A 23408-nucleotide genomic window follows, 5' to 3' on the forward strand; every position below is an offset into this window, starting at 1 on the left:
AAAAATAAGTGTTATACTCGCTTTCCCGTTTACGTTGAATCACAGGCCGTGGCCTGTGATTCTTTGTTTTTTCTTCTGATTATCTTAATCAGGTAAATAATTAGGTACAGGCGCTCAATACAGACTACTGGGGGTAACCGCTATGATGACGTTACTGTTCTATTGATACGAGCTGGCACGATAAGCTCGTATCGATAGAAGCGTGCTTCGCTATCGATACGAAATAAATCTTATTTCGGAGGTAGCGAATATGGAAAAGATATGTTTTGAATTAGAACAGGTTGAGATGACCTATATGGATAAAGTAATACTGAACATTGAGCGACTGGCTGTGCATCAACTGGATCGCATTGGTGTAGTGGGTGGTAATGGTCAGGGTAAAAGTACATTGTTGAAACTCATTGCGGGACAGATCCAGCCAACAGTCGGAAAGATAAAACGTTTTGCAGAGTTTGGTTATTTGGAACAAGTGGAACCGCCCCAGTCTAACGAAAGTATCGAAGTTGACGGGGCTTTACTCAGTAAATTAGCGATACCTCAACACGATCAGCCATGGAGTGGTGGAGAACAGACCCGTCTAAAACTGGTTCAAATGTTCACTCATTATCATGAAGTACTGTTACTGGATGAACCAACAACACACCTGGATCAAGCGGGCATTACATTTTTGCTGGATGAATTGCGTTATTATTATGGAGCGCTTGTGCTGATCAGTCATGATCGTGCGGTTCTGGATGAACTGGTGACCACGATCTGGGAAATCCATCAAGGTGAGGTTCGCGTATATTCCGGCAACTATAGTGATTATCAGGCACAGAAGAGGCTGGAGCGTGAACAACAAAACCAGGCCCATGAGCAGTTTTCCAAGGAGAAAAGACGATTGGAGCTGGCCGCTCGGGAAAAGATGAAGAAAGCCGAGAAAATAACGCAGGCCGGAAGCATGTCCAAAAAAGAATCCAAGGCAAAAACAAACCGTATGGTTGAAACCAAATCCAAAGGCACCAGTCAAAAAGCGGTGCACCGCGCAGCCAAAGCGATTGAACAGCGGATGCAACAACTTCACGAGGTAAAAGCGGTGCAAGAGGATCGGCCTATGATCTTCCGTCAGCCAAAGACACTGGAGCTGCACAATCGATTTCCGATTATGGCAGATCGCCTTACACTCGAAGTGGAAGGTAACGTATTGCTGGAGGATGTAAGTTTTCAGGTTCCATTAAAACAAAAAATAGCGATAACCGGAGCCAATGGCAGCGGGAAAAGCACATTGCTTAACCATGTTTTCCATGTGGGAGATCAGATCACAATGTCTCCAAAAGCAAAGCTCGGTTATTTTCAGCAAATGAGCTATCGTTTTACGACAAAAGAGACCGTATTACAATTCTTGAAAAATCGTTCGGAATATGAGGAATCAGAGCTCAGAAGTGCGTTGCATGCGATGCAGTTTATAGGTAATGACTTGCTGAAGAATGTTGGGACATTAAGCGGAGGAGAAGCGATTCGTCTTCAATTATGTCACTTATTTCTTGGACAATATAACATTCTATTGTTGGATGAGCCGACGAATTTTCTTGATATGCATGCATTGGAAGCGTTGGAGCGTTTTATTAAGGCGTATGAAGGAACAATTCTGTATGTATCTCATGATCAGAGGTTTATTGAAAATACAGCGGATCAACAATTTCAGATTACAGAGCGTCAATTAATTCAGGTGAATATATAAGTTGAACTAAAGAAGATTTACACGGATCACTCCGATGACAGAACAACCTTCGAGGAAGAGAAGTAACAAAAACAGCCAAAGTGATTTTGGCTGTTTTTGTTTTAGAATATGGAGGCTTGTGATCTAATAGGATATGGAGCTTCTATTAAGAGTCCGCTTTTATAACCGTGGAATGCATGTTACCTGTGAGGCGTTGAGGTGGGAAAACCATGCGCACGGGCGCAATGATGATGGCAGCAAATACAGCTTTGATCAGATCCCCAATTATGTAAGGATAAAACCCTTGAATCATGGCCTCAGGTAGGTCCATTTTGTAAGCATAAGCAAGCCAAGGGACGCCCGATACATACACGAGCAGTGAACCAAATAGTTCAAATACAACAAAAGCGAGCATGAATCCTGTGACACCTTTGATGTTGATTCGTGCAAGCAACAATCCAATCAATAATGCGGAGAATGGCCACATCATCACATATCCTCCGGTAGGTCCAAGCAGTACTGCAAGTCCTCCGGTCCCGTGTAGCAAGGGGAATCCAAGAGCGGTGAGCAGAACAACCATCGTGACACTTAGAAAACCATAGAGTGGACCAAGTAATCCTCCGGCCAGCATGACAGCCAAAGTTTGTAATGTTATCGGTACTGGGGAGAAGCCAATGGGAATGCTTATGTAACCAAAAAGTACTAAAATTGCGGCCATAAGTGCGCTGAATACAATGCCTCGCAAAGATAATTTCATGTTTGAACAATCCTCTCCATTTTGGTAATATGATTGTTAACCAATTATATAAATATGGTTAACGATTAGGATCGTACCACATAACAATAGAAAGGGAAAGGACTAATTTACGATGCAAGGCAACCTGCCTATAATTACATTAGAAGATGTTCGAGTGCATTATGCTTCCGAAGGTAGTCAGGTGAGAAAAGCACTGGATGGGGTCTCACTTACGCTGCACCAAGGAGAATGGATTAGTATTGTAGGGGCGAATGGCAGTGGAAAAAGCACACTCGCTGGACTACTGATTGGATTCATTCCACTATCTGGAGGGGTACGGGATATCTCGGATGAACTTACCGTTCGGGGTGTATTGCAGCAACCGGATGCACAGGTACTTGGCGATACGATTGAAGAGGAGTTTCATTTTGCGCTGTCACCATTGATGGATTCTGTAGGAGAGCAATTGGAGCGCCGGCAGGATGCATTACATACCGTAGGACTTCAATATCCCCCGGAGAAGGCTGTCTCACAATTATCCGGTGGACAGAAACAACTGCTTAATATTGCTGTAGCACTCGCAGCCAAACCGGATATATTGATTCTGGATGAGCCAACAGCCATGCTTGATCCGGGAGCAAGAGACCGTATCGAGGCCATCGTTCAGAAGATTACCCAGCGGGGTACAACGGTGATCTGGATTACACACCATCTGGAGGAAGCAACCCTGTGTGATCGAATCATTGCTATGGAGAGGGGACGTTGTGTGTACAACGGGGAGCCGGAGTCCTTTTACTATGAAAAAGAGACGAATGAGAAGGCTACTTGGGAAAATGTACAGCTATCTCCCTGTGAACGGTTAGGGTTGGACCCTCCTTTTACTGTAAAAACTGCGTTATTGCTCAAGCAAAAAGGTATGATGCCAGAAGCCATGCCACTGCGACCCGAGCAACTGGCTAAGGAGGTCGCACGTTGGAGATTGAGCTGACCAATATAAGTATAGAAGCATCAGAATCGGGCAAACGTGCCCTGCTTGAAGATGTGAGTGTACAGTTGAACAGTGGGGAAATCACCTTGCTGCTGGGCTGTACGGGTTCAGGAAAAACGACTTTACTACAGACGTTGGCTGGTCTGAGACCGCCCGATGCAGGAAGTATCACATTGGATGGCACTCCTTTCTGGAAAGAAGGAAAAGTGCCGCAGTCGATTTTATTGCAAATGGGACTATTGTTTCAATTTCCGGAACAACAACTGTTTGCCCGAAGTATTCAGCGTGAATTCACATATTCTCTGCATCCCTATCGACTTTCAGAGAAACAGCAACAAGAGCAGATCACAAAAGCACTGAAGCAATGGGACCCGCCAGTAACCTCGGAGTTGGACCGACGTTTTCATCTGGACAGGTCGCCATTTGCTCTAAGTGGGGGAGAGAAGCGCAGGCTTGGACTTGCTCTCGGAAGTGTGACCAATCCACACTGGCTTCTGCTGGATGAGCCGAGCGCCGGGTTGGAAGCGCAAAGTGTCGGGCTTTTGCTGGATGTATTGGAGCAACATCGTCTGGCAGGTGGTGGGGGCGTGGTAGCAACCCATGATCTGGATACATTCTTGCCTTGTGCGGATCGAGTATTGTTGTTGCAGGAAGGCCGTCTAATCGCTGATCTTACGCCGAGAGAACTTCACAAAAGGCCTGAACTGCTGGAGCAGACAGGGATTGGACTGCCACCATCGATGAGACTGGCAAAGCAGTTAAGAGAAGCGGGTCTTGAGCTGCCTTTGACCGCGATGACGGCAGAAGAGATGGCTGAAAGTATTGTTCAGTCCAAGTCAGTTGAGTTACAGATTCAAACCGAATCGAAAGAAGTAGCAGGGACGGTAACGCTGGAAGTCAAGAGCGATGCAATGAAGTATGAAAAAGAAGCACGGATGCTGTCGTCCATTAAAATTGAGGATGATCCAAAGCTTCTTCCGAACACATTGACTCATTCAGGCGGATTATATGGCGTCATGGACCCACGTCTGAAATGGATTTTGTATATTTTGTTAGTCACCGCAGCTATGCTTCAACAGCGATGGCTGGGATTGACGTTAACACTGGTGCCGGTAGTAGCAGCACTTGCCGTGCTCCCGCGTCAGACTTTGGCTGGATGTATGAAGTTAATGAAGCCATTATTATTCTTTTTCATCATCTCAACGGCGTTATCTGGGACAACTCTTTCAACAGAGGGAGGAGGTCTGCACTTTGGCTTTTCCCTGATGCAGGCGGAGGGTACTTTGCTGAATGTATATCGATTGTTTATCGTCACATTGGCAAGCCTTTGGTTTTCGTTGACGACACCTTATGGGCGAATGGTAGAAGGGCTGAACTGGGTACTCGGTATCGGTAAAAAGATCAGGTTGCCCGTAGCTTCGTTTGCTCTTGCTGTATCGTTAATCTTTCGATTTATCCCGATGATCTGGAGTGAGTGGCAGCGATTCTCACTGATCGTGCGGGCACGTGGAAAGGCAGCTTTAAGACCAAATACCGTGCGAATTCGCGACCTTGGTCCGATGGTGATTCCCTTGTTAATGGCACTGTTCCAACGTGCAGAGGATATGACCATTGCGATGGAAATGCGTAAAGTTAGAGAGCACTCTACGCTCGGAGGACGTTCATCGTTATTGGTATGGTCCAAACGTGATACCTGGATTAGCATGGCTGGCCTCATTGTTTTTGTACTTTTAATATGGATTCGCTAATTGTGATGGCGATAATGATTGTGATGGATCCGGTAATGAATAAGACGATGGATTAGAACCATAAACGCAGTCTTTTCCAATAATGATGCATAAATGCGTTTGTCCTCGCTCACAATAAGTGGACGTTGATCATAAGAAGTGGATCAGGAGGGATAAACGATGAAAGATAAGTTTTTGCGTGAAGAACGGCAAGAATATACCGATGTGTCTACGGTGGAGTCGCAGCGGAACGATATCACACTCGAAGAATTCCCGGAGGGCCCTTACGGTTCATCTTTACTATCCGAGTCTCTTGGGAAAAGTTCACCGTGGCGCGTGGACCAGCGGTCTGCACATCGTTTTGATTATGAAAATCATGACCTTCACGAGGGAGACGTACGGGATTATCCAGGTCAGGATGTTTTTGACGAAACGGTTCCGGACAACTTATCCAAGCCTCAATATACGGAAGAATCGTAATGAGATTTTGATATAAAATAGAGCGTAGCCTCCAACAGGTTTTTCCTGTTCGGGGGTTATTTTCGTTGTGTTTAATGAAAACAAATCTCCTCCAATTCCACAATATGGGTTATTATATTTGTAACTCGAAGTAAAAATTTGGTTGAATATGCGGGGGGACTTGGAATGAGAGAGATCGATTATAGTCAGTATTTCTGGCAGGATGATAAGATCAGACTACGTGCTTTGCGTGAAGAAGATTGGGAGGATCATTATTATAACCGCTTTGATACACCTGCCCGTCGGTTATTGGAGTGTGCAGTAGAGTTGCCGCCAACCCATGTTGAAGCGAAGAGTTTCACGGAAAACTTCTCTGATTTTTCTTTAACCAAAGGAAGGATCATGTTTACAATTGTAAATATGGATGGTGAAAATGTCGGAGGTGTGAATCTGAACAGCATTGATGAAAGGAACGGTACCTTTAGCATTGGCATTCAAATTGACAGGGATCATCGAGGAAAAGGATACGGAACCAGAGCCGTTCGAATCTTGCTGAACTATGCCTTCTTCGAGCGCAGGCTCAACAAATTTAATGATTATGTACTCCAAGGAAATGAACCTTCCGCAGCAATGATGAGAAAACTTGGATGTGTTCAGGAAGGTGTGCGTCGCCAGGTGATCTATATGGATGGAAAATACCAAGATCTGATCCTCTTTGGATTGACCAAAGATGAGTTTATGGAAAAAGAGGGGCTTGTTTGAAGTAAAGCTAATAAGCTGAAATTAAGTGTGTAGTAGGAGGAACTATGAACCAACCCATACTAACCGATGAATTAATCATCAATTGCAAGGATATTTATTTACGTGAGTATCGACTCGAGGATTTGAAGAAACTGCAAGAAATTACGTGGCAACCTGAGGTGTATGAATTCCTACCTGGATGGAACGCTACGATTGAAGATAGGACCCTGTGGCTCACCGAATATGAAATCCCTGAGAATCAGCGTTTTAAACAAGCTGTAGTGGCGGGAGGGGATATCGGAGAGTTATGTTTACGTATGGCTATCGTACTCAAAGAAAATGATGAGTTTATCGGATGGTGCTGCTCAGGGATCAAGGACGAACTGCCAGCACCCAATCGGGAGATTATGTACGGTATTTCGAAACACTTCAGAAATCGTGGTTACACAACGCAGGCGCTCAAAGGAATGACAGATTATTTATTTGAATATACAAACGTGGAAGTATTAAATGCCATCGCTTTGACTACCAATCAAGCATCCAATAAGGTGATACAGAAATGTAATTTTGAACGGTTAAATTTGATCGAGATCGAGAATGAATCCTATAACCATTATCAACTGTGTAAGGGCAAAGGTCATTTTTGATTGAACGTTTATCCTCATTGAAAATAGCTATAATATGAAAATTTCGGATCAGGTTAGACAGTTATTGCTGGCTGCCTGATTTTTTCTGTCATTTAGTTTATAGGACAAGGTTTCTGTTAATAATTTTCCCCTCGATAATAGCGCTCCAGTTTGTTATCCAAATGAACAAGCTGCGCTTTTTTCTCCTCAATATCATTCAGCAACTTTTGCTTTTGATCCTCAATCAGCTTGGTTCTTTCCTTCAAAGTGGAGGTTCCTTCATTGACCTGATCATAATACTTTTTGATGTCTTCCACACTCATCCCGGTTTCGCGAAGGCATTTGATAAAAACCAGCCAGTTCAGATCATCCTCCAAATAAAGACGGTTATTCTGATCATTTCGTGCAGCAGGTTTCAGCAGTCCCTTTCTTTCATAAAAGCGGATCGCTCCAATGGAGATTTCAACTTTTTTTGCTACTTCTCCAATCGTTAACATGTTAATCCCCCTTTTTATAAAAATAATTTGACCTACACTAAGTGTAGCATAGTAACTTATACATTGTTAAATATAAATCAAATTATGGAAAGAAGGATTCGCATGAAAAAGACTGTCTTTGTAACCGGAGCGAATAAAGGAATTGGATATGAAATCGTAAAGCAGTTGGGTGAAGCAGGTTGGAAAGTTATCCTCGGCGCACGTAGTGTTGAACGGGTTGAAAGAGCTGTTTCAGAATTAACTTCCAAGGGGTTAGATGTAGAATTTGTACAGATCGACATGTGCGACTTGAAGAGCATTGAGCAGGCAGCCGATACGATTCACAAGAGTTATCCTGCAATAAATCTTCTGATCAATAACGCGGGTATGCCGGGTGCTTTCTCTCATTCCTTTACGGATACAAAAGAGGAGGATCTACGGAACGCCTTTGAAGTGAACTTTTTCGGCACCTTCCGTTTGAATCAGCGGTTGTTCCCATTAATCAAAGATAATGAAGGCACAATCATTAATGTATCAACTGACATGGCTTCTCTGGACCATATGCAAAATGCGGAATTTACTTTAAATGCCTTCGACTATAATTCATCCAAAACGGCCAACAGTGCCATGACACTTTCGATGGCTTATGAAGTCAAAAACAGCAGGGCGCAAGTCTTTGCAGTAACGCCCGGATTCACATCAACAGATCTTAACGGCAATGCCGAAGGCGGTAAATCAAAAGAAGCCGGCGCTGCGATTATCGTGGGCTATGCAACGGATGGTAAACGTCATAATGGGGAGTTCCTAGATGAAAATGGCGTATACCCTTGGTAATCCACCGTTGCCAAAAGCAACGATAGAACGGGATGAATTTTAGAGAATGCCTTCAAGCCCAAACTCAAATTCAAACTTAGGCAAGCTATTCGATGATTGATACCATTGTCTCAAAAGTCTTGAGGTCCAAGATAGCTGATCCTGGCTAATCTTAGTCAATGCCTAGACAATTTTCTAACGAACCCAGGACGTCTTATTCGGCCTTTAGGTACGTTTCTTAAATTGTAAAGAACATCAGACACGCTATTTCCCGAAATCCCCTTAGAAAAACGCAGTAAACGGCTGTTTATTCTAATATAACGTGGCTCAGGTTCATTAGATCTCTGCGGACGCTTAAAATGCTTGAATAAGACGTCTCGGATTCGTTAGCCTGAACCCAATTGAGCTACTACTTTACACTCTATCAATCGGATACAAAAAGAATCCCCCATTCATTTCTTAACCGAAATGAGTGGGGGATTTCGTCATGCAATGAAAAGCCGGAATTAAAATGGAAGATGAGCATCGTTTGGAGAGCCTGCCTAGAGCATGAGTAATGATCAAGTAGATCTTACGCAAAGCTGCGTATAGCCAACTTATAGCCAGCTTGCAGCCGAAGTTCAGCCTAGACATCAGCCTTATGCAGCGGCAGCAAAATCATAAATTCAGTTCCCAAGCCTACCTGACTTTGTACGGTAATTTTCCCACTATGCGACTCCACAATCGAGCGGGTAATGGCTAGACCGAGACCTGCGCCACCTTGTTTGCGCGAACGAGAACTGCTTGTGCGATAAAATCGCTCAAAGATATGGGGCAGATGTGCAGGTTCAATGCCTGTGCCGTTATCTTTCACTGACAATTCAGCTTTATGGTGCGTGGCATATAACGTTATGGAGATGGCTCCATGCTCAGGATCGGTGTGCTGCACCGCATTATGGAACAGATTCAACACCACCTGCTTCATCTTGTAAGCGTCAGCAAGTACATACACTTCAGCCGTCAGATCAAGATGAATGGATCTTTGCTGAGCCATCATGGCGAGTTGTGGTTGCATTTCGAGAAGCAGACTATCCAGCTGAATGACCTCCCGCTCCTGCTTTGGAGCCTGATCCAGCTTGGTTAGTAACAGTAAATCTTCAACCAGCTTGTTAATTCGGACGGATTCGCCGTGCATGCTGTCCAGTGCTTTATACAATTGATCTTGATTGGTCGCTGCACCCCGCTGTAGAACTTCAATGAAACCGTGAATGGAGGTGAGCGGGGTACGAAGCTCATGAGAAGCATCAGACAAGAAACGCTGCATCTGCTCTTTCGATTCCCGCTCCGCTTCAAACGAATTCTCCAGTCTTTCAAGCATGCCATTGAATGAAACTGCAAGCTGATCCACTTCTTCTTGTCCCTGAACGACGGGAAGGCGTTCTGCGAGGCTACCTGCATCGATCTGTTGTACTTTATTCACCATGTTAGATAGGGGAACCAGCGTCCGGCGTAATACCTTAGTGTATAGAATCAGACCGGCTACCATGGCCAACAGCGATAACATGAGGAAGATTAGAAGCTGTTTAATAATCAAGTCTCTCAGTGGCTTTGTAGCCGTGCCCATCTGGACCATTGGTAAACCGCGATTGCGTGGACCGGGTGAAGCAAATACAATCAATTGCTCATTCCCTTGGCTATCCGTGACGATCCGGTAGGGAATATGTTTTTGTTCTTTCAACTCATCTGTAATGTCCTGATATTCAACGGTTGATAGTTGAGGGGCTTTCAGACCGTCTTCTCCAAAAATATCCTCGAACGTACCTTGGTTATCAAACAGGGCCAGTGAACGGTCAGGAATAAACAACACCCGATTACCAGACCCGTTTCCTGCCTGTCCACCAAAAGGATTGTTGGAAGAGCCGTTACGTGACTGCATTCCGAGCCAAACCGGGGGCATGGACATGAGCTGTTCTTCCATGGTTTTTGCCTGATTCCGGTAGAGAAAGCTTTCCATGATCCAGAATTGCAGGATACCGATTAACAATAACAGCCCAGCAAGCACGAACAGAGAACGTGAGAGCAATTGAGATCGTAATGAACGAGGCCATATCCAGTGGTGGAGACGTCTTATACGAAGTTTATTTTTCTTAGGCAGCGAGTTCATCAGAGATCCACCCTGTACCCGACACCCCGAAGCGTGCGAATGAGTTTATGCTCTTTATCCCCGAGTTTGTCGCGCAAGGAACGAACGTAAACCTCCACAATATTTTCTTCCCCGCCAAAATCATACCCCCAAACCCGGCTCAGAATGGTCGCTTTGCTCAGTACAATCCCATGATTAAGCACAATAAATTTTAACAGTTCGTATTCGGTAGGAGATAACTCCAAGACCTGATTCTGATAGGTGATTTCTTTGCGCTGATCATCAATTCGGAAAGGACCGTGGGTGACGGCTCCTATTAATAAAGGAAATTGATTCCGCAGTCTGGCCTGAATACGGGCGAGCAGCTCATCAAAGGCAAAGGGTTTGATCATGTAATCATCAGCACCTAGCCAAAGGCCCTTAACCCGATTCTCGACTTCATCCTTCGCTGTCAGCATAATTACGCCAACCTCGGCACCGGTCTTACGTAGACGCTCGACCACTTCGAATCCATCCATCTCTGGCATCATGACATCCAGAATAGCCATATGTGGCTTGAATTCAAGCGCCAACTCAAGCGCAGCCGCTCCATCGGGTGCGGTGCGCACATCAAAGCCCTCATTGCTTAATCCAAGATCTAGAAATTGTAAAATATGTGGTTCATCATCAGCCAATAGTATTTTAATTCCGCTGCTAAGCTTCATAATGTGCTTTCTCTCCTTGCCCGTTTCATCTAGACTTCTCCCTCACTTCGGAGGGACTGTATGTAGTATTATCGCTTGCCAAACTGAAATTTAGCTGAAAGGATTGTGAATTATCCTCAGACAACATTCAGCGGGCACTCATCCCAGCTTTATTTTGGCATGTCACAATACTAGACATGAAGAACTTTGAAGGAGTGATTAACATTGAATAACACCAAAAGAAGGATGGATCTTGTCCTTCTGCCGATTGTATTACTGGCGGCATTTCTGAATGGGTACGGCATCTGGAACGATCAATATGCCAATTCCTATTATACGACTGCCGTTGGGAGTATGCTCAGCAACTTCCATAACTTTTTCTATGCTTCACTAGACTCGGCAGGCTCGGTCACTGTAGATAAACCACCTGTTGTCTTCTGGATTCAGACGGTCTTTGCCTATGTCTTTGGATTGCACGGATGGAGCGTTATTTTGCCGCAGGTATTAGCGGGAATCGGTTCGGTGCTCCTGATCTATTTCATGGTGAAACCTACATATGGTCTTGCAGCAGCACGAATTTCGGCAATTGCGATGGCAACTGTGCCTGTTGTGGCGGCAGTCAGCCGGACCAACAATATTGACAGCATGCTGGTGTTTACACTACTGCTGGGTTCATGGTTTTTGTTCAAAGGCAGCAAACAAGGCAGTACTTGGCGCATTCTGGTTGCTTTTGGGTTAATAGGCGTAGCCTTTAATATGAAAATGCTTCAAGCCTACATGATTCTCCCGGCTTTTTACTTGTTCTATCTGCTGGCATTTCAGGCGAAATGGAGAAGGAAGATCATCCTGCTGATCGGCAGCACAGCGGTTCTGGCGGTCGTTTCCTTATCCTGGGCGGTCACTGTGGATTCTATCCCCGAAGACGAGCGGCCTTATATCGGCAGCAGTGAGACAAACTCGGTCATGGAACTCGCCTTTGGATACAATGGACTGGCTCGCCTAACGGGTCAGCAGAATACTGCAGGTAACGCAGGTATGCCAAATGGTATGGGACAGGGAAATAATCGTGGCAATCGAGGAGACTTGTCTTCAGGTCCTAATCAGACAGACAGTGGTGTTCCTGGCGCTGGGCAAGATGTCAATGCAACGGATAACGATAATATGAATGGTTCGAACGGCTTGAACGCCATGGGCGGCATGAATGGGTCGAATGGCAATTTCCCGAACGGGCAGATGCCAAATGATATGGAAATGCCAAACGGAAGAGATTTCGGCGGTGGCATGGGCGGCATGTTTGGTACAGGGGAGAAAGGTCCTCTGCGTCTGTTCCAGACTGAACTGTCAGGTCAAGCTAGCTGGCTGTTGCCAGTTGTGCTGCTTGGATGCATTGCCCTATTTGCAGGATTAAGACGGAGAAATATAACCAATAAACACAAGGAAGCCTTGTTCTGGCTAGCCTGGCTGCTTCCCGTTGCTGCCTTTTTCAGTGTGGCAGGTTTCTTCCATCAATATTATCTGATTATGCTTGCACCTCCAATTGCGGCGCTGACTGGCGCAGGATTTGTAGCAATGTGGAAGTCATATCGTGATCGCAATGGTTGGCAGGCATGGTTGCTTCCGGTGTCCGTGCTGCTGACGCCCCTGTTCGGCTGGTATATCATGCAGGTGTACAACGATACGATTGGTGCAGGCTGGTCCATTAGTGAAATGATCGCAGGCATTCTGGTCACGATCATCCTGATCGTTATGCTTCATCGCACACATCAATGGAAACAGGGCTTCATTATCGCGGGATTCATGGTGATGCTGATCGGTCCAATCTACTGGGCATTCACCCCAATAACTTATGGTGGCAACAGCATGATTCCGGCAGCAGGACCTACTGGTTCCAATGGTATGTTTGGTGGAGCAGGAATGGGCATGCCGATGGGTAACGGTGCAGGAAGCACAGAAATGCCTTCAACGGGTGGACGCGGCGGAATGGGCAACCGTAACGAAGAAGTCGATGCAGCTACACTGAATTATCTGAAAGAGCACAATACAGGCGAAACGTATCTCTTCGCCACTACGGACTATAATCAGGCAGCACCTTATATCATCGATGAAAGAGCAGCGATCATTACGCTTGGAGGTTTCTCCGGATCAGACCCGGTGTACACAACAGAGGAACTGGAGCAACTCGTCAAGAGCGGGCAAGTGAAATACTTCATGGTTGGTGGCATGGGTGGCCGAGGAGGAAACTCGGAAATTAGCGATTGGATCAAAGAACATGGAACCGAGATTCCAACGTCAGAATGGCAGACAGGCACCGACAACGGATCTGCGGATAACGGAGACACCGGAAACAGAGCCGGATTTGGATTCGGCGGACAGACCACCTTGTACGAAGTGAAATTATAAACTGAAATGAATATCTCGAATGAACGAAGTCCATTGGAAAAGGGAGGGGACAAACATGGCTCACGCGTACCGATATAGCATTATTATTCCCATGTATAACGAGGAAGCGGTGATCGAGGAGACTTATCGGCGTCTGAAGAAGGTCATGGGCAGCACAGGAGAGAGTTATGAACTGTTGTTTGTTAATGATGGCAGCGTGGATCGAAGTGCACAGATGATCCGTGATTACGCCCGTTGGGACGAGAGTGTGAAACTGATTGATTTTGCCCGTAACTTCGGACATCAGATTGCGATAACAGCAGGTATGGATTATGCAGCGGGGGATGCGGTTGTTATTATTGATGCGGATCTGCAGGACCCTCCCGAACTGATACTGGATATGATCGCCAAATGGAAAGAGGGCTATGAAGTCGTATATGCCCGTCGCACCAGACGAAGTGGGGAAACTCGCTTTAAGAAATGGTCGGCAAGTCTGTTCTATCGTGTACTTCGTGCTTCAACGGATACGGATATCCCGGTAGACACCGGAGATTTTCGCCTGATTGACCGCAAAGTATGTGATGAGATGAAACGTCTTCCGGAGAAAAACCGATTTGTGCGGGGGTTGGTCAGTTGGGTCGGATTTCGTCAGACTGCGATTGAATATGAACGTGATGAACGTCTGGCAGGTGAAACAAAATATCCGCTGAAACGCATGTTGAAACTAAGCCTGGACGGCATTACTTCATTTTCGTATAAACCGCTCAAGCTCGCAGGTTATGTAGGTGCGATCCTGTCGGTTGGTGGATTCATCTATATGTTAACGGTTATTATTTCGGCCATCTTTACGGATTCAACGATTAAGGGATGGCCATCCATTGTGAGTATCATGCTGATCTTTAACGGATTCATCCTGATCATGCTGGGCATTCTGGGCGAGTACGTGGGCCGCATCTATGATGAGACCAAGGCGCGTCCGCTATACATTGTGAGAGATGTGGTGCAGGCCGAGGGCCAGCAAGCAAAATCCCAATTGACAGTCCGAGTTGCTCATCATGACTAAGCGTCTGGTGACACTCTTCAAGTTCGGTATTGTGGGTGTTGCAAATACGACAGTGGATGCGGTGGTGTTTGCTTTACTTGCGGTGGTCGGTGTACCGGTTCTGATGGCTCAAGTAATCTCGTACAGCTGCGGTGTTGCGAACAGTTATTGGCTGAACGGCAGGTGGACTTTTCGAGATACGGCACGAGGAGGTGGCGATAGAGCGAAACTTATTCGTTTTCTAATCACTAATCTTATCGTTCTCGCGTTATCCGCTCTCATACTGATGACTTTGCAAGATATGCTGGGTTGGAGTCTCGTGATGAGTAAAATCCTGGCGACCTTGATGGGGATGGTTCTGAACTATATGGCCAGCAGATATTGGGTGTTTCGTATCGCTACTTAGCTGCCCACAGCGTGCAATATTGGTTATAAGAAGCAAATGAAAGGAGTGTATGATGATATGCGAATTAAAAAAGCAGTTATTCCGGCAGCGGGTCTCGGAACCCGTTTCCTGCCAGCGACCAAAGCACAGCCCAAAGAGATGTTACCGATTGTAGACAAACCGGCCATCCAATACATTGTTGAAGAAGCAGTACAATCAGGCATTGAGAATATCCTCATTGTGACTGGACGTAACAAAAAATCCATAGAGGATCATTTTGATAAATCGGTTGAACTTGAACACTCTTTATATGCCAAGGGCAAACAGTCTTTACTGGAAGAGGTGCAGGCCATCAGCGAGATGGCAAATATTCATTTTATTCGTCAAAAAGAACCGCTGGGACTGGGGCATGCCATTGGGTGTGCACGGCAATTTGTAGGGGATGATGCCTTCGCTGTATTGCTCGGAGATGACATTATGGTGTCTGATCCGCCTGCACTTGCACAGATGGTTCATCTCTATGAAAAAACAGGCAACCAGATCATTGGTGTCCGTCAGGTAGACGCGGCAAATGTGAGCAAATATGGCATCATTGATTCGAATGGTGCAGAGGACCGGGTTCACCGAGTCACCAATCTGGTCGAAAAACCTTCCCTTGCAGAAGCGCCATCCCGAACAGCTGTAATGGGACGATACATTCTGAAACCTTCCATCTTTCCTATTCTGGATCAGATCGAGAGAGGTGCTGGAGGGGAATATCAGTTAACGGATGCCTTGAAAGAAGTAAGTCAGGTGGAGGAACTGTTGGCCCTTGAACTGGAGGGGCGTCGCTACGATATAGGCGATCAATTCGGATATATTCAGGCGATCTTGGAGATCGGGCTGTTGCGCAAGGAATTACAGCCCATGCTGACACCCTATCTTCAGAAGCTTGCAACTCAGTTGGCATAGGAATTGATATGTAGCAGAGGTTTAGATCTGCTATAGGACGAGTTCTCCTCCGTGCCATGGTTCTGTCATAGACTCTAGTGTTGTACAATTATTCCAGTAACGCTACAATTAGCAAGAAGTTTAGGTTGCTCTTTGAGGAGTGAGGAATCATGAATGAATCTATCATCAGGGAACTTATTAAGTATATGGACGTGGAGGACAACGCCGCCATTCAGTACATTCAGACCGAGCATCGGATGAAACTGGGACTCTTTTGGGGGATACAGGAAGGCAGCCGGGTTCTGGAAATCGGGTGTGGTCAGGGAGATACAACGGCCGTGCTTGCACATCTGGTGGGGGAGAACGGGTACGTTCATGGTGTAGATATTGCACCAGAGGATTATGGTACACCGCTGACCGTAGGCGAAGCGGCAGCCAAGCTGCGGAGATCTCCACTGGGTGATCGAATTCGAATGGATTATGATTTTGACATTTTAAGTGATCAGGTTCAATTCACCGAGAATGAGTTTGATGTTATTGTACTTTCCCATTGTTCTTGGTACTTGAAATCGTTTGACGAACTCGCCGAGATTCTTAGCAAGGTTAGGACGTGGGGACATGAGTTATGTTTTGCAGAATGGGATGCCCGAGTTACAGATGTGAGCCAGCTCTCACATTGGTTATCCGTTCTGATTCAGTCCCAGGTCGAATGTTACAAGGAGAACAGCTTCTCCAATGTGCGCACGCTCTTTACACCGGAGGACATCCAAGAGCTTGTCTCTGCGGCAGGCTGGACGATTAAGGAAGAGACTTCGATCCATTCTCCTGAGCTGCAGGACGGTCGCTGGGAAACCGAAATGACACTGGCAGAAGCGCCTGTGGAACTGAAAATGCTTCCGATCCCGGACAAAGTAAAGACACTTCTTCTTTCCGAACTGAAATTACTTAAGACACATCATGCCTCGGGGCCCGGGAGCCCACTGGGAACGTATGCGATGGTTGCCAAAAAGCAGTAAGGAAATAACCATTTGTAGTATGTTATAATAAAGATGTCTATCGACGTGCTATCACAGAAGATTGACCGCATGTAGCTGAAATTTTTCTTGCGGTAATTGAATAGTTCAGCTCCGCTGGAAACATATAAATTCCATGATTTAAAAAAATGTGTTTACTTCATCACAGTAATTTTGATATTATAATCGCAATATCAAATGCGACGAAGAGACGAGTAGATAAAAATCATTCTTTCAAAGAGAGCTCCGGCAGCTGAAAAGGAGCAAAGAACTTTTTATTGAATAAAGACTCAGAGCAGCACATCGGAACTTAGCATTTAAGGGATGGTGTGACAGGAGCTCCTGTTACAGAGCTAGAGTATGAACGGTCTACAGCTAGCAAGATGGTTGTAAACCTTTACTTGAAGAGGCGGATATGGTGACATATTGGCGAATCTGGGTGGTACCACGAGAGTTCAATCTCGTCCCTGAGACTATTGTCTTGGGGATGGGATTTTTTGGTTTTTCCGGGGTGTGACTACACGCTTTGGAATTGTCTGAATAGTGTTAATTAGGAAGTCAATTTCATAATACGTTTTTAGTGAGTAATGAAATTGATTTGAAGAGAAGAATCACTTAAACCGAAAGGAAATGATGATTGAATGTCAGCAAAATTGAAAGTTGGTATCGTCGGAGGAACAGGAATGGTGGGTCAGCGTTTTGTGGACCTGCTCGATCAACATCCATGGTTTGAAGTAACAGCTATTTCTGCAAGCGCCAATTCGGCAGGTAAAACATATGAAGAATCCGTACAAGGTAGATGGAAACTCGCAGTTCCTATTCCGGAAGCTGTGAAGAAAATCGTTGTTCAGGATGCTTCCCAGGTTGAGGCTTTTGCCAGCCAGGTTGATTTTATTTTCTGCGCGGTTGATATGAAAAAGAATGAAATTCAAGCGCTCGAAGAGGCTTACGCTAGAACAGGCACACCTGTCGTGTCCAACAACTCCGCTCACCGCTGGACAGCAGATGTACCAATGGTAATCCCTGAGATTAACCCGGGACATCTGGACGTGATTGAAGCTCAACGCAAACGTCTGGGCACAAAAACCGGATTCATTGCTGTAAAACCAAACTGCTCGATTCAGAGCTATGTGCCTGCACTGCACGCCTTGCGTGAGTTCAACCCGACTCAGGTTGTTGCTTCCACGTATCAAGCAATCTCCGGAGCAGGTAAAAACTTTACGGACTGGCCTGATATGCTTGATAATGTCATTCCATACATCGGTGGCGAAGAAGAGAAGAGTGAGCAGGAACCACTGCGGATCTGGGGTAGCATCGAGAACAATCAGATCGTCAAAGCATCGGCTCCATTAATTACAACACAATGTATTCGTGTTCCAGTAACGGATGGACATCTTGCGACCGTGTTTGTAAACTTCGAGAAAAAACCAAGTAAAGACGAAATTTTGGAACGTTGGTTGCAGTTCAAAGGCCGTCCGCAGGAACTGGCTCTCCCAAGTGCACCAAAACAGTTCATTACGTATTTTGAAGAAGAGAACAGACCACAGACAAAACTGGATCGTGACATCGAACGCGGAATGGGTGTCTCCACAGGCCGACTGCGCGAAGATTCACTCTATGATTACAAATTCGTTGGATTGTCCCACAACACGCTCCGCGGAGCGGCAGGTGGTGCGGTTCTGATCGCAGAACTGCTTAAAGCCGAAGGATATATTCAACCGAAATAAGCATAAAGGCATCATGAGCAGCAACAGATTTCTGAAAATGATTAGAGTAAAACCATCACTCGTTGATGGTTTTTTTCTATTGTGGGCAGGGAGCGTATAATGGGTAGGATTAGATTAAAGTAATTACAGAGATTACTGCAGAAATTACAGTAGAGGGTTATAGTGACGAAAAACGCCGACATGATTGTCGGCGTTTTTTACTCAGGCTCATCTAGATATACATAATGTAAGAAATAGCCTATATGTTTAGAACATACGTGAGCTATATCATGTGAAGTTTAAGATACTATGCTAGTTTGCTGCTTCATAGCAGCTGCTGGGCACTGAGCCGAAACCTCGGCTTCAGGAAGACTGCGACTTTTTAAACGGGATGCAGGACAACTCCCTTCTTCGTCACGCTTGGTTTCCCAATTGACCGGGTTGGTCATATCCGGGATGCGCTGCTCCAAAATGGCCTGATATTGACGTGCTTTCTCTTCCAAATGGGCTACGCGGCTCTTAGCCTCTTCAAGCTGAATCAGCGCCGCTTCCTTATACTCCATCATAAGTGCGAATCGCTGCGAAACGGTTGAATCACCTTCGAGGCAGAGATCGACGTATGTTTTAATATTTTCAATCGGTAAACCTGTCTGCTTGAGGCATTTGACGCCATGTAGCCAATTGATGGATTCTTCATCAAACACCCGAATATTATTTTTATTGCGTTGAATGCTCGGAACCAAGCCTTTATCCGTGTAAAAGCGAACAGCGTGCTCTGTGAGTCCCGTAAGCTGGGCAGCATCCTGGACAGTATACATATGTACTCCTCCTTCTAAAAAAATATTGGAGACCGCTTGACTTCGTGTAAGACGAAGGAGCTAGGGTTATTGTAACGCAAGTCGGCCGGAAGTGGAATCCTCGCTTTGTTGCTGAATTTCAGGAATACGTGACCACTTGCGATTCACAATTGAACCATAGGAGGAATTGAATATGCAAACTGTAACCTTGAACAATGGAGTGAAAATGCCGATTATTGGCTTTGGTGTCTACCAGGTTCCCGATGCTGATGAATGTGAGAACACGGTATATGAGGCGCTGAAGGCCGGTTACCGCCTAATTGATACCGCTGCCGGTTACCTAAACGAAGAAGCGGTTGGACGTGCAATTAAACGCAGTGGCATAGCGCGGGAAGAACTTTTCATCACGACAAAGCTTTGGATTCAGGATGCAGGATACGAAAGTGCCAAGCGGGCGTTTGCCAAATCGTTAAGTAAGCTGCAGCTCGATTATCTGGATATGTACCTTATTCACATGCCGTTTGGGGATTACTACGGCGCATGGCATGCGATGGAAGAACTATACCGTGAGGGCAAGATCAGGGCTATCGGTGTCAGTAACTTCCTACCTGACCGCCTGATGGACCTCATCGTCCACAACGAAGTTGTGCCTGTCATCAATCAGATCGAAACGCATCCGTTTCAACAGCAGGTCGACAGCGCTGTTTTCATGAAAGAACAGGGGATACAGCACCAGTCATGGTCCCCGTTCGCCGAAGGTCGCAACAATTTATTCAGCAACGAAGTCTTGGTTTCCATTGCCGAGAAACATAACAAATCCGTCGCCCAGGTTGTACTGCGCTGGCTTGTGCAGCGGGATGTTGTTGTTATTCCAAAATCAGTACGCAAAGAGCGGCTTATCGAGAACTTCGATATTTTCGACTTTGTACTAAGCCCGGAAGAGATTGCAACCATTTCCACACTGGATACCAAGGAAAGTCTATTCATGAAGATTGATAATCCTGAAGTTGCCAAGATGCTGGGCAATATGAAAGTGGATTTGTAGCCAAGAACTGATTGCTAGGTTTACGAAACGTAGCATTATCGTAGCACTTGAAGTAATAAAAGCAACACAAATCAAAACGCCGACAATCATGTCGGCGTTTTTTAACATTCCAATATTTTGTTAGGCAGCGGATGTCTTATCCGACTTATGCAGAAGCTGAGAGCGACGACCGAGCAGATAACCTGTCAGGGAAGCGAGCATCTGCTGGAATACCATGCCAAGCACAACCGGGACAGCAACAGGTGGCGGAAAATACGAAACAGCGAGTACTGCACCTGCGCTGATATTACGCATACCTCCATTGAATACGAGAGCGACCTGATCGGCCTCGTTCCAGCCCAGCAATCGGGCGATGAAGTAACTTAGCGCATAACCGAATGATGCCAGGAAAATGATGATGACCGCAAGACCAGCCAACTTCCAGTTGAAATCAGCCAAGTAGGGCGCAACGACAGATCCGTTAATCGCAACGACAGATGCCATGAACAATTTGGATAACGGGTTCAACCTTGGTCCCCAGACCGGGACAATGGCGCCTTTTGTCCACTCATTCAGCAGCATACCGAGCAGGGATGGTACAACAATCATCCAAAACAGACTGCTCATCATGGCTGCTGTGTCCAGTGTAACACTGGTGCCGATTAACAGGGATAACACCCCGGGCACTACAAAAGGAGCAAGCATGGTATCAATCAGGATGATGGATAGCGTAAGTGCGATATTGCCCCGATAGATACTGACCCAGATGAAGCTGCTTATTCCTGTCGGAATCACGGCTGCCAGAACAAGGCCCGTTATGGTGTACGCATCTGTAGGGAAAACCAGATGACCCATACCAAGAGCAATTAGAGGCATCGCCAAATGCAAAATAAACAGACATACAAACAGGGGGAACGGCTTCTTCAGCACGTTCACAAAATCCCGTATCCCAAGACTGATACTTCCAGCGAACGTCATGAACGCAAAAAGCCAAGGGGATAAAAAGGTATAAGAAGAAAGAAAACTCCCGCATAACACGCCAATAATAATGCTGATTGGGGTAATCAGTGGCATGATGCGGTTCAAGCGTTGGTTCAAAGCTTGAAGCATAATCATGACATCCCTTTACCGTGTGATTTTACTATTATACATGTTAATAACGTTGGCTGCAGACCCATTTGCAATGAAGTAGTCTGAACAGGTATCATGGACTTGGAACAAGGATTCCGATTAGGAGAAGGGGAGATGATCATGTTTATAAGAAAAAGAAAGAACACATTAATGATGACAGGCCTTATTGCATCAAGTATTCTTTTGATTTCGGCCTGTTCTGTCGTGGAACAAGCTAATCAAAGTTTAAATTATGTGAGTGGGGCTACTGATTATATAGAACAGGTATCAAACGCCGGGGCTGATCTGCAAGAGCTCGCATCGGGTGCGGTGAATAATCCGGAGATTACAACGCAGATTCAGGAGAAAATCGATCTGATCCAAGCAGAAGCAAGCGAATTTTCTCAGTTGACTGCTCCTGCAATAGGAGAGAGTATTCATGAAAATCTGGTTAGTTACAATACACAATTAACAGAAGTCGTGGACAATTTCGAGAATACAATTGCAGAACAAGGTTTTACGGCAGAAAATTGGGAGAAGACAGGCATTCCTGAACTGATCACGAACATCAATAATTTGAAAGATCCGCTAAGCGGACTTCAGGGTGAATAAGTTGAATTAATTTTCAATATGGAAGACAACACAGTTTGAAATTTTCATATTTATAAGGGCGAGATATCGGAATGATTGAATTACCGTTATGCTCGCTTTTTTATTTTCCAAAAACTCATGCATATTTAATATCACAGGAGCTAGACTATATCATGTGAATAGGAAATGTATATGACATTAATCTCATATTGATGTGAAGATGATCTATGGTTTGACAAGGTTGTGACAGAGGCGTATGATGAACATATAGATTAATAAAACATAGTTACTTACTATAAGTTTAGAGCTGCACTTAAAACTATTTTGCCAAAGGAGAGCTGAGTCATGACTCAACACAATGGAAAAGTAATCATTATTACAGGTGGAGCAAGTGGTATTGGTAAAGAAACAGCACTTCAACTTTCGGATCAAGGTGCGACTATTGTTGTCGCTGACTATAATGAAGACGGAGCGAAGAAGCTTGCGGCAGAGATTGAAGCAGCAGGCGGAACAGCGGGCGCGTACAAAGTGGATGTATCCAAAGGGGACGAGATCAAAGCCCTGATCGACTGGACCGTAGAGCAATATGGTACGTTAAGCGGTATTTTCAATAACGCAGGTATTGGACTTGTGAAGCCATTTCTGGAGATGGACCCGGAATCCTATCACAGAGTCATTGATGTAGATCAGCACAGTGTATATTATGGTATGTATTATGGCGCGAAAAAAATGGTTGAATTGAATGTACAGGGTACCATTGTAAATACAGCTTCGATCTATGGAAGTGTTGCTGCAGTAGGTAGCTTCAACTACAACGCAGCCAAGGCTGCTGTTGTTATGATGTCCAAATCCGGTGCATTGGAACTTGCTGAGCATGGAATTCGTGTAGTTGGTGTAGCACCTGGTTTTATCGAAACACCGATTCTGGGTGATGACCAAGCCATGAAGGATGCGCTTGCTACTCAACATATGCGTGGAGAGCTTATTCAACCCGAGAAAGTAGCCAGTGTGGTTACATTCCTGTTCAGTGATGCAGCCAGTGCAGTTAATGGTACAACCGTAGCCGTAGATGATGGATTCCTCAGCTTCAAAACCAAATAAATAACCTTCTATAATTAAGAGAACTCATCTCAAAAAAACAGAAAAAAAACGGTGCAGAACGATTTATTCGTTTTGCACCGTTTTTGTTTTCATTATAAAGTAATTTTGTCATATGAGACGGAAATAAGTTTGTCGAATTATCCCGAAAATTCAGAGATCGTGATACAATTAGCAAGGTTGTATCTTTTTATCATTTTGTGGTGTGTCATATACAATTCGAACTCCGAGAGAGCCATAACTCTCTTCTTTGTAATGACATT

Annotated in this window: 22 protein-coding genes and 1 other annotated feature; of the genes, 16 read left to right on the forward strand and 6 right to left on the reverse strand. The window is 45.3% G+C overall.

Features of this window, described 5'->3' with window-relative positions:
- The first annotated feature begins 250 nt into the window (after positions 1–250).
- Complete coding sequence (locus tag PAEAM_RS21740) at positions 251–1720, forward strand: Msr family ABC-F type ribosomal protection protein (RefSeq protein ID WP_100528938.1); 1470 nt, start codon at positions 251–253, stop codon at positions 1718–1720.
- Positions 1721–1865: 145 nt separating this feature from the next.
- Here the strand turns inward: PAEAM_RS21740 and PAEAM_RS21745 are convergent, their stop codons facing one another.
- Positions 1866–2456 (reverse strand): biotin transporter BioY, encoded by a 591-nt coding sequence (locus tag PAEAM_RS21745; protein WP_100528939.1) that lies wholly within the window; start codon positions 2454–2456, stop codon positions 1866–1868.
- 112 nt (positions 2457–2568) lie between these two features.
- Here PAEAM_RS21745 and PAEAM_RS21750 point away from each other — a divergent pair, with 112 nt between their 5' ends.
- The 5 genes from PAEAM_RS21750 to PAEAM_RS21770 all read left to right on the forward strand — a co-directional run bounded on the left by PAEAM_RS21750 (position 2569) and on the right by PAEAM_RS21770 (position 6997).
- Positions 2569–3423 carry an ATP-binding cassette domain-containing protein gene (locus PAEAM_RS21750; protein WP_100528940.1) on the forward strand — a complete coding sequence of 285 codons (855 nt, stop codon included), beginning with the start codon at positions 2569–2571 and terminating at the stop codon, positions 3421–3423.
- The gene (locus PAEAM_RS21755) at positions 3408–5171 is read left to right on the forward strand and encodes an ATP-binding cassette domain-containing protein (RefSeq protein ID WP_100528941.1); all 1764 of its coding nucleotides are present in this window, start codon (positions 3408–3410) and stop codon (positions 5169–5171) included. The genes PAEAM_RS21750 and PAEAM_RS21755 overlap by 16 nt, the downstream gene beginning before the upstream one ends.
- 159 nt (positions 5172–5330) lie before the next feature.
- Positions 5331–5630 carry a hypothetical protein gene (locus PAEAM_RS21760; RefSeq protein WP_100528942.1) on the forward strand — a complete coding sequence of 100 codons (300 nt, stop codon included), beginning with the start codon at positions 5331–5333 and terminating at the stop codon, positions 5628–5630.
- A 165-nt stretch (positions 5631–5795) separates the two neighbouring features.
- On the forward strand, positions 5796–6371 hold the full coding sequence (locus PAEAM_RS21765; RefSeq protein ID WP_100528943.1) for a GNAT family N-acetyltransferase: 576 nt from the start codon (positions 5796–5798) through the stop codon (positions 6369–6371).
- Positions 6372–6415: 44 nt separating this feature from the next.
- On the forward strand, positions 6416–6997 hold the full coding sequence (locus PAEAM_RS21770) for a GNAT family N-acetyltransferase (RefSeq protein ID WP_100528944.1): 582 nt from the start codon (positions 6416–6418) through the stop codon (positions 6995–6997).
- Between the two features lie 116 nt (positions 6998–7113).
- Here the strand turns inward: PAEAM_RS21770 and PAEAM_RS21775 are convergent, their stop codons facing one another.
- Complete coding sequence (locus tag PAEAM_RS21775; protein WP_036670727.1) at positions 7114–7473, reverse strand: MerR family transcriptional regulator; 360 nt, start codon at positions 7471–7473, stop codon at positions 7114–7116.
- Positions 7474–7575: 102 nt separating this feature from the next.
- Here PAEAM_RS21775 and PAEAM_RS21780 point away from each other — a divergent pair, with 102 nt between their 5' ends.
- On the forward strand, positions 7576–8286 hold the full coding sequence (locus PAEAM_RS21780) for an SDR family NAD(P)-dependent oxidoreductase (RefSeq protein ID WP_036670728.1): 711 nt from the start codon (positions 7576–7578) through the stop codon (positions 8284–8286).
- A 604-nt stretch (positions 8287–8890) separates the two neighbouring features.
- On the opposite strand, the gene PAEAM_RS21785 is transcribed toward PAEAM_RS21780, so the two are convergent.
- Positions 8891–10408, reverse strand: a complete 1518-nt coding sequence (locus PAEAM_RS21785) for a sensor histidine kinase (RefSeq protein ID WP_100528945.1) — start codon at positions 10406–10408, stop codon at positions 8891–8893.
- Positions 10408–11091 carry a response regulator transcription factor gene (locus tag PAEAM_RS21790; RefSeq protein WP_091031055.1) on the reverse strand — a complete coding sequence of 228 codons (684 nt, stop codon included), beginning with the start codon at positions 11089–11091 and terminating at the stop codon, positions 10408–10410. The genes PAEAM_RS21785 and PAEAM_RS21790 overlap by 1 nt, the downstream gene beginning before the upstream one ends.
- Positions 11092–11316: 225 nt before the next feature.
- On the opposite strand from PAEAM_RS21790, the gene PAEAM_RS21795 reads away from it, so the two are divergent.
- From PAEAM_RS21795 to asd, 6 genes are all read left to right on the forward strand, one after another.
- Entirely contained in the window at positions 11317–13470 is a 2154-nt protein-coding gene (locus PAEAM_RS21795; protein ID WP_243391433.1) for a glycosyltransferase family 39 protein, read from the forward strand.
- Between the two features lie 55 nt (positions 13471–13525).
- Positions 13526–14512: a glycosyltransferase family 2 protein gene (locus PAEAM_RS21800; protein WP_100528947.1), complete on the forward strand. Its 987-nt coding sequence runs from the start codon at positions 13526–13528 to the stop codon at positions 14510–14512.
- A complete protein-coding gene (locus tag PAEAM_RS21805) occupies positions 14505–14897 on the forward strand; it encodes a GtrA family protein (RefSeq protein WP_036670733.1) in 393 nt (130 codons plus the stop codon). Before PAEAM_RS21800 ends, PAEAM_RS21805 begins: the two co-directional genes overlap by 8 nt.
- 57 nt (positions 14898–14954) lie before the next feature.
- Positions 14955–15827: a UTP--glucose-1-phosphate uridylyltransferase GalU gene (galU, locus tag PAEAM_RS21810; protein ID WP_100528948.1), complete on the forward strand. Its 873-nt coding sequence runs from the start codon at positions 14955–14957 to the stop codon at positions 15825–15827.
- Positions 15828–15976: 149 nt separating this feature from the next.
- On the forward strand, positions 15977–16822 hold the full coding sequence (locus PAEAM_RS21815; RefSeq protein ID WP_100528949.1) for a class I SAM-dependent methyltransferase: 846 nt from the start codon (positions 15977–15979) through the stop codon (positions 16820–16822).
- 191 nt (positions 16823–17013) lie between these two features.
- Positions 17014–17291 (forward strand) — a binding site (T-box leader).
- 169 nt (positions 17292–17460) lie between these two features.
- On the forward strand, positions 17461–18546 hold the full coding sequence (gene asd, locus PAEAM_RS21820; protein ID WP_100528950.1) for an aspartate-semialdehyde dehydrogenase: 1086 nt from the start codon (positions 17461–17463) through the stop codon (positions 18544–18546).
- 278 nt (positions 18547–18824) lie between these two features.
- Here the strand turns inward: asd and PAEAM_RS21825 are convergent, their stop codons facing one another.
- Entirely contained in the window at positions 18825–19343 is a 519-nt protein-coding gene (locus PAEAM_RS21825) for a MerR family transcriptional regulator (protein ID WP_047842784.1), read from the reverse strand.
- A gap of 172 nt (positions 19344–19515) precedes the next feature.
- Between PAEAM_RS21825 and PAEAM_RS21830 the strand changes: the two genes are divergently transcribed.
- A complete protein-coding gene (locus tag PAEAM_RS21830; RefSeq protein ID WP_100528951.1) occupies positions 19516–20367 on the forward strand; it encodes an aldo/keto reductase in 852 nt (283 codons plus the stop codon).
- Positions 20368–20487: 120 nt separating this feature from the next.
- Here PAEAM_RS21830 and PAEAM_RS21835 read toward each other — a convergent pair whose 3' ends face one another.
- Positions 20488–21456, reverse strand: coding sequence for a bile acid:sodium symporter family protein (locus PAEAM_RS21835; protein WP_047842786.1), 969 nt, complete (start codon positions 21454–21456; stop codon positions 20488–20490).
- A 141-nt stretch (positions 21457–21597) separates the two neighbouring features.
- Here PAEAM_RS21835 and PAEAM_RS21840 point away from each other — a divergent pair, with 141 nt between their 5' ends.
- Both PAEAM_RS21840 and PAEAM_RS21845 read left to right on the forward strand, forming a co-directional pair.
- Positions 21598–22068, forward strand: a complete 471-nt coding sequence (locus tag PAEAM_RS21840; RefSeq protein ID WP_133120472.1) for a DUF6376 family protein — start codon at positions 21598–21600, stop codon at positions 22066–22068.
- 324 nt (positions 22069–22392) lie between these two features.
- The gene (locus PAEAM_RS21845; RefSeq protein ID WP_047842788.1) at positions 22393–23148 is read left to right on the forward strand and encodes an SDR family NAD(P)-dependent oxidoreductase; all 756 of its coding nucleotides are present in this window, start codon (positions 22393–22395) and stop codon (positions 23146–23148) included.
- Positions 23149–23408: the final 260 nt, after the last annotated feature.

The sequence above is a fragment of the Paenibacillus sp. GM1FR genome (assembly GCF_002803315.1).
Classification (GTDB): Bacteria; Bacillota; Bacilli; order Paenibacillales; family Paenibacillaceae; genus Paenibacillus; species Paenibacillus amylolyticus.

Coding starts and splice junctions, on each gene's coding strand:
- PAEAM_RS21740 (WP_100528938.1), top strand. CDS start 251: ATGGAAAAGATATGTTTTGAATTAGAACAGGTTGAGATGACCTATATG.
- PAEAM_RS21745 (WP_100528939.1), bottom strand. CDS start 2,456: ATGAAATTATCTTTGCGAGGCATTGTATTCAGCGCACTTATGGCCGCA.
- PAEAM_RS21750 (WP_100528940.1), top strand. CDS start 2,569: ATGCAAGGCAACCTGCCTATAATTACATTAGAAGATGTTCGAGTGCAT.
- PAEAM_RS21760 (WP_100528942.1), top strand. CDS start 5,331: ATGAAAGATAAGTTTTTGCGTGAAGAACGGCAAGAATATACCGATGTG.
- PAEAM_RS21765 (WP_100528943.1), top strand. CDS start 5,796: ATGAGAGAGATCGATTATAGTCAGTATTTCTGGCAGGATGATAAGATC.
- PAEAM_RS21770 (WP_100528944.1), top strand. CDS start 6,416: ATGAACCAACCCATACTAACCGATGAATTAATCATCAATTGCAAGGAT.
- PAEAM_RS21775 (WP_036670727.1), bottom strand. CDS start 7,473: ATGTTAACGATTGGAGAAGTAGCAAAAAAAGTTGAAATCTCCATTGGA.
- PAEAM_RS21780 (WP_036670728.1), top strand. CDS start 7,576: ATGAAAAAGACTGTCTTTGTAACCGGAGCGAATAAAGGAATTGGATAT.
- PAEAM_RS21785 (WP_100528945.1), bottom strand. CDS start 10,408: ATGAACTCGCTGCCTAAGAAAAATAAACTTCGTATAAGACGTCTCCAC.
- PAEAM_RS21790 (WP_091031055.1), bottom strand. CDS start 11,091: ATGAAGCTTAGCAGCGGAATTAAAATACTATTGGCTGATGATGAACCA.
- PAEAM_RS21795 (WP_243391433.1), top strand. CDS start 11,317: ATGGATCTTGTCCTTCTGCCGATTGTATTACTGGCGGCATTTCTGAAT.
- PAEAM_RS21800 (WP_100528947.1), top strand. CDS start 13,526: ATGGCTCACGCGTACCGATATAGCATTATTATTCCCATGTATAACGAG.
- PAEAM_RS21805 (WP_036670733.1), top strand. CDS start 14,505: ATGACTAAGCGTCTGGTGACACTCTTCAAGTTCGGTATTGTGGGTGTT.
- galU (WP_100528948.1), top strand. CDS start 14,955: ATGCGAATTAAAAAAGCAGTTATTCCGGCAGCGGGTCTCGGAACCCGT.
- PAEAM_RS21815 (WP_100528949.1), top strand. CDS start 15,977: ATGAATGAATCTATCATCAGGGAACTTATTAAGTATATGGACGTGGAG.
- asd (WP_100528950.1), top strand. CDS start 17,461: ATGTCAGCAAAATTGAAAGTTGGTATCGTCGGAGGAACAGGAATGGTG.
- PAEAM_RS21825 (WP_047842784.1), bottom strand. CDS start 19,343: ATGTATACTGTCCAGGATGCTGCCCAGCTTACGGGACTCACAGAGCAC.
- PAEAM_RS21830 (WP_100528951.1), top strand. CDS start 19,516: ATGCAAACTGTAACCTTGAACAATGGAGTGAAAATGCCGATTATTGGC.
- PAEAM_RS21835 (WP_047842786.1), bottom strand. CDS start 21,456: ATGCTTCAAGCTTTGAACCAACGCTTGAACCGCATCATGCCACTGATT.
- PAEAM_RS21840 (WP_133120472.1), top strand. CDS start 21,598: ATGTTTATAAGAAAAAGAAAGAACACATTAATGATGACAGGCCTTATT.
- PAEAM_RS21845 (WP_047842788.1), top strand. CDS start 22,393: ATGACTCAACACAATGGAAAAGTAATCATTATTACAGGTGGAGCAAGT.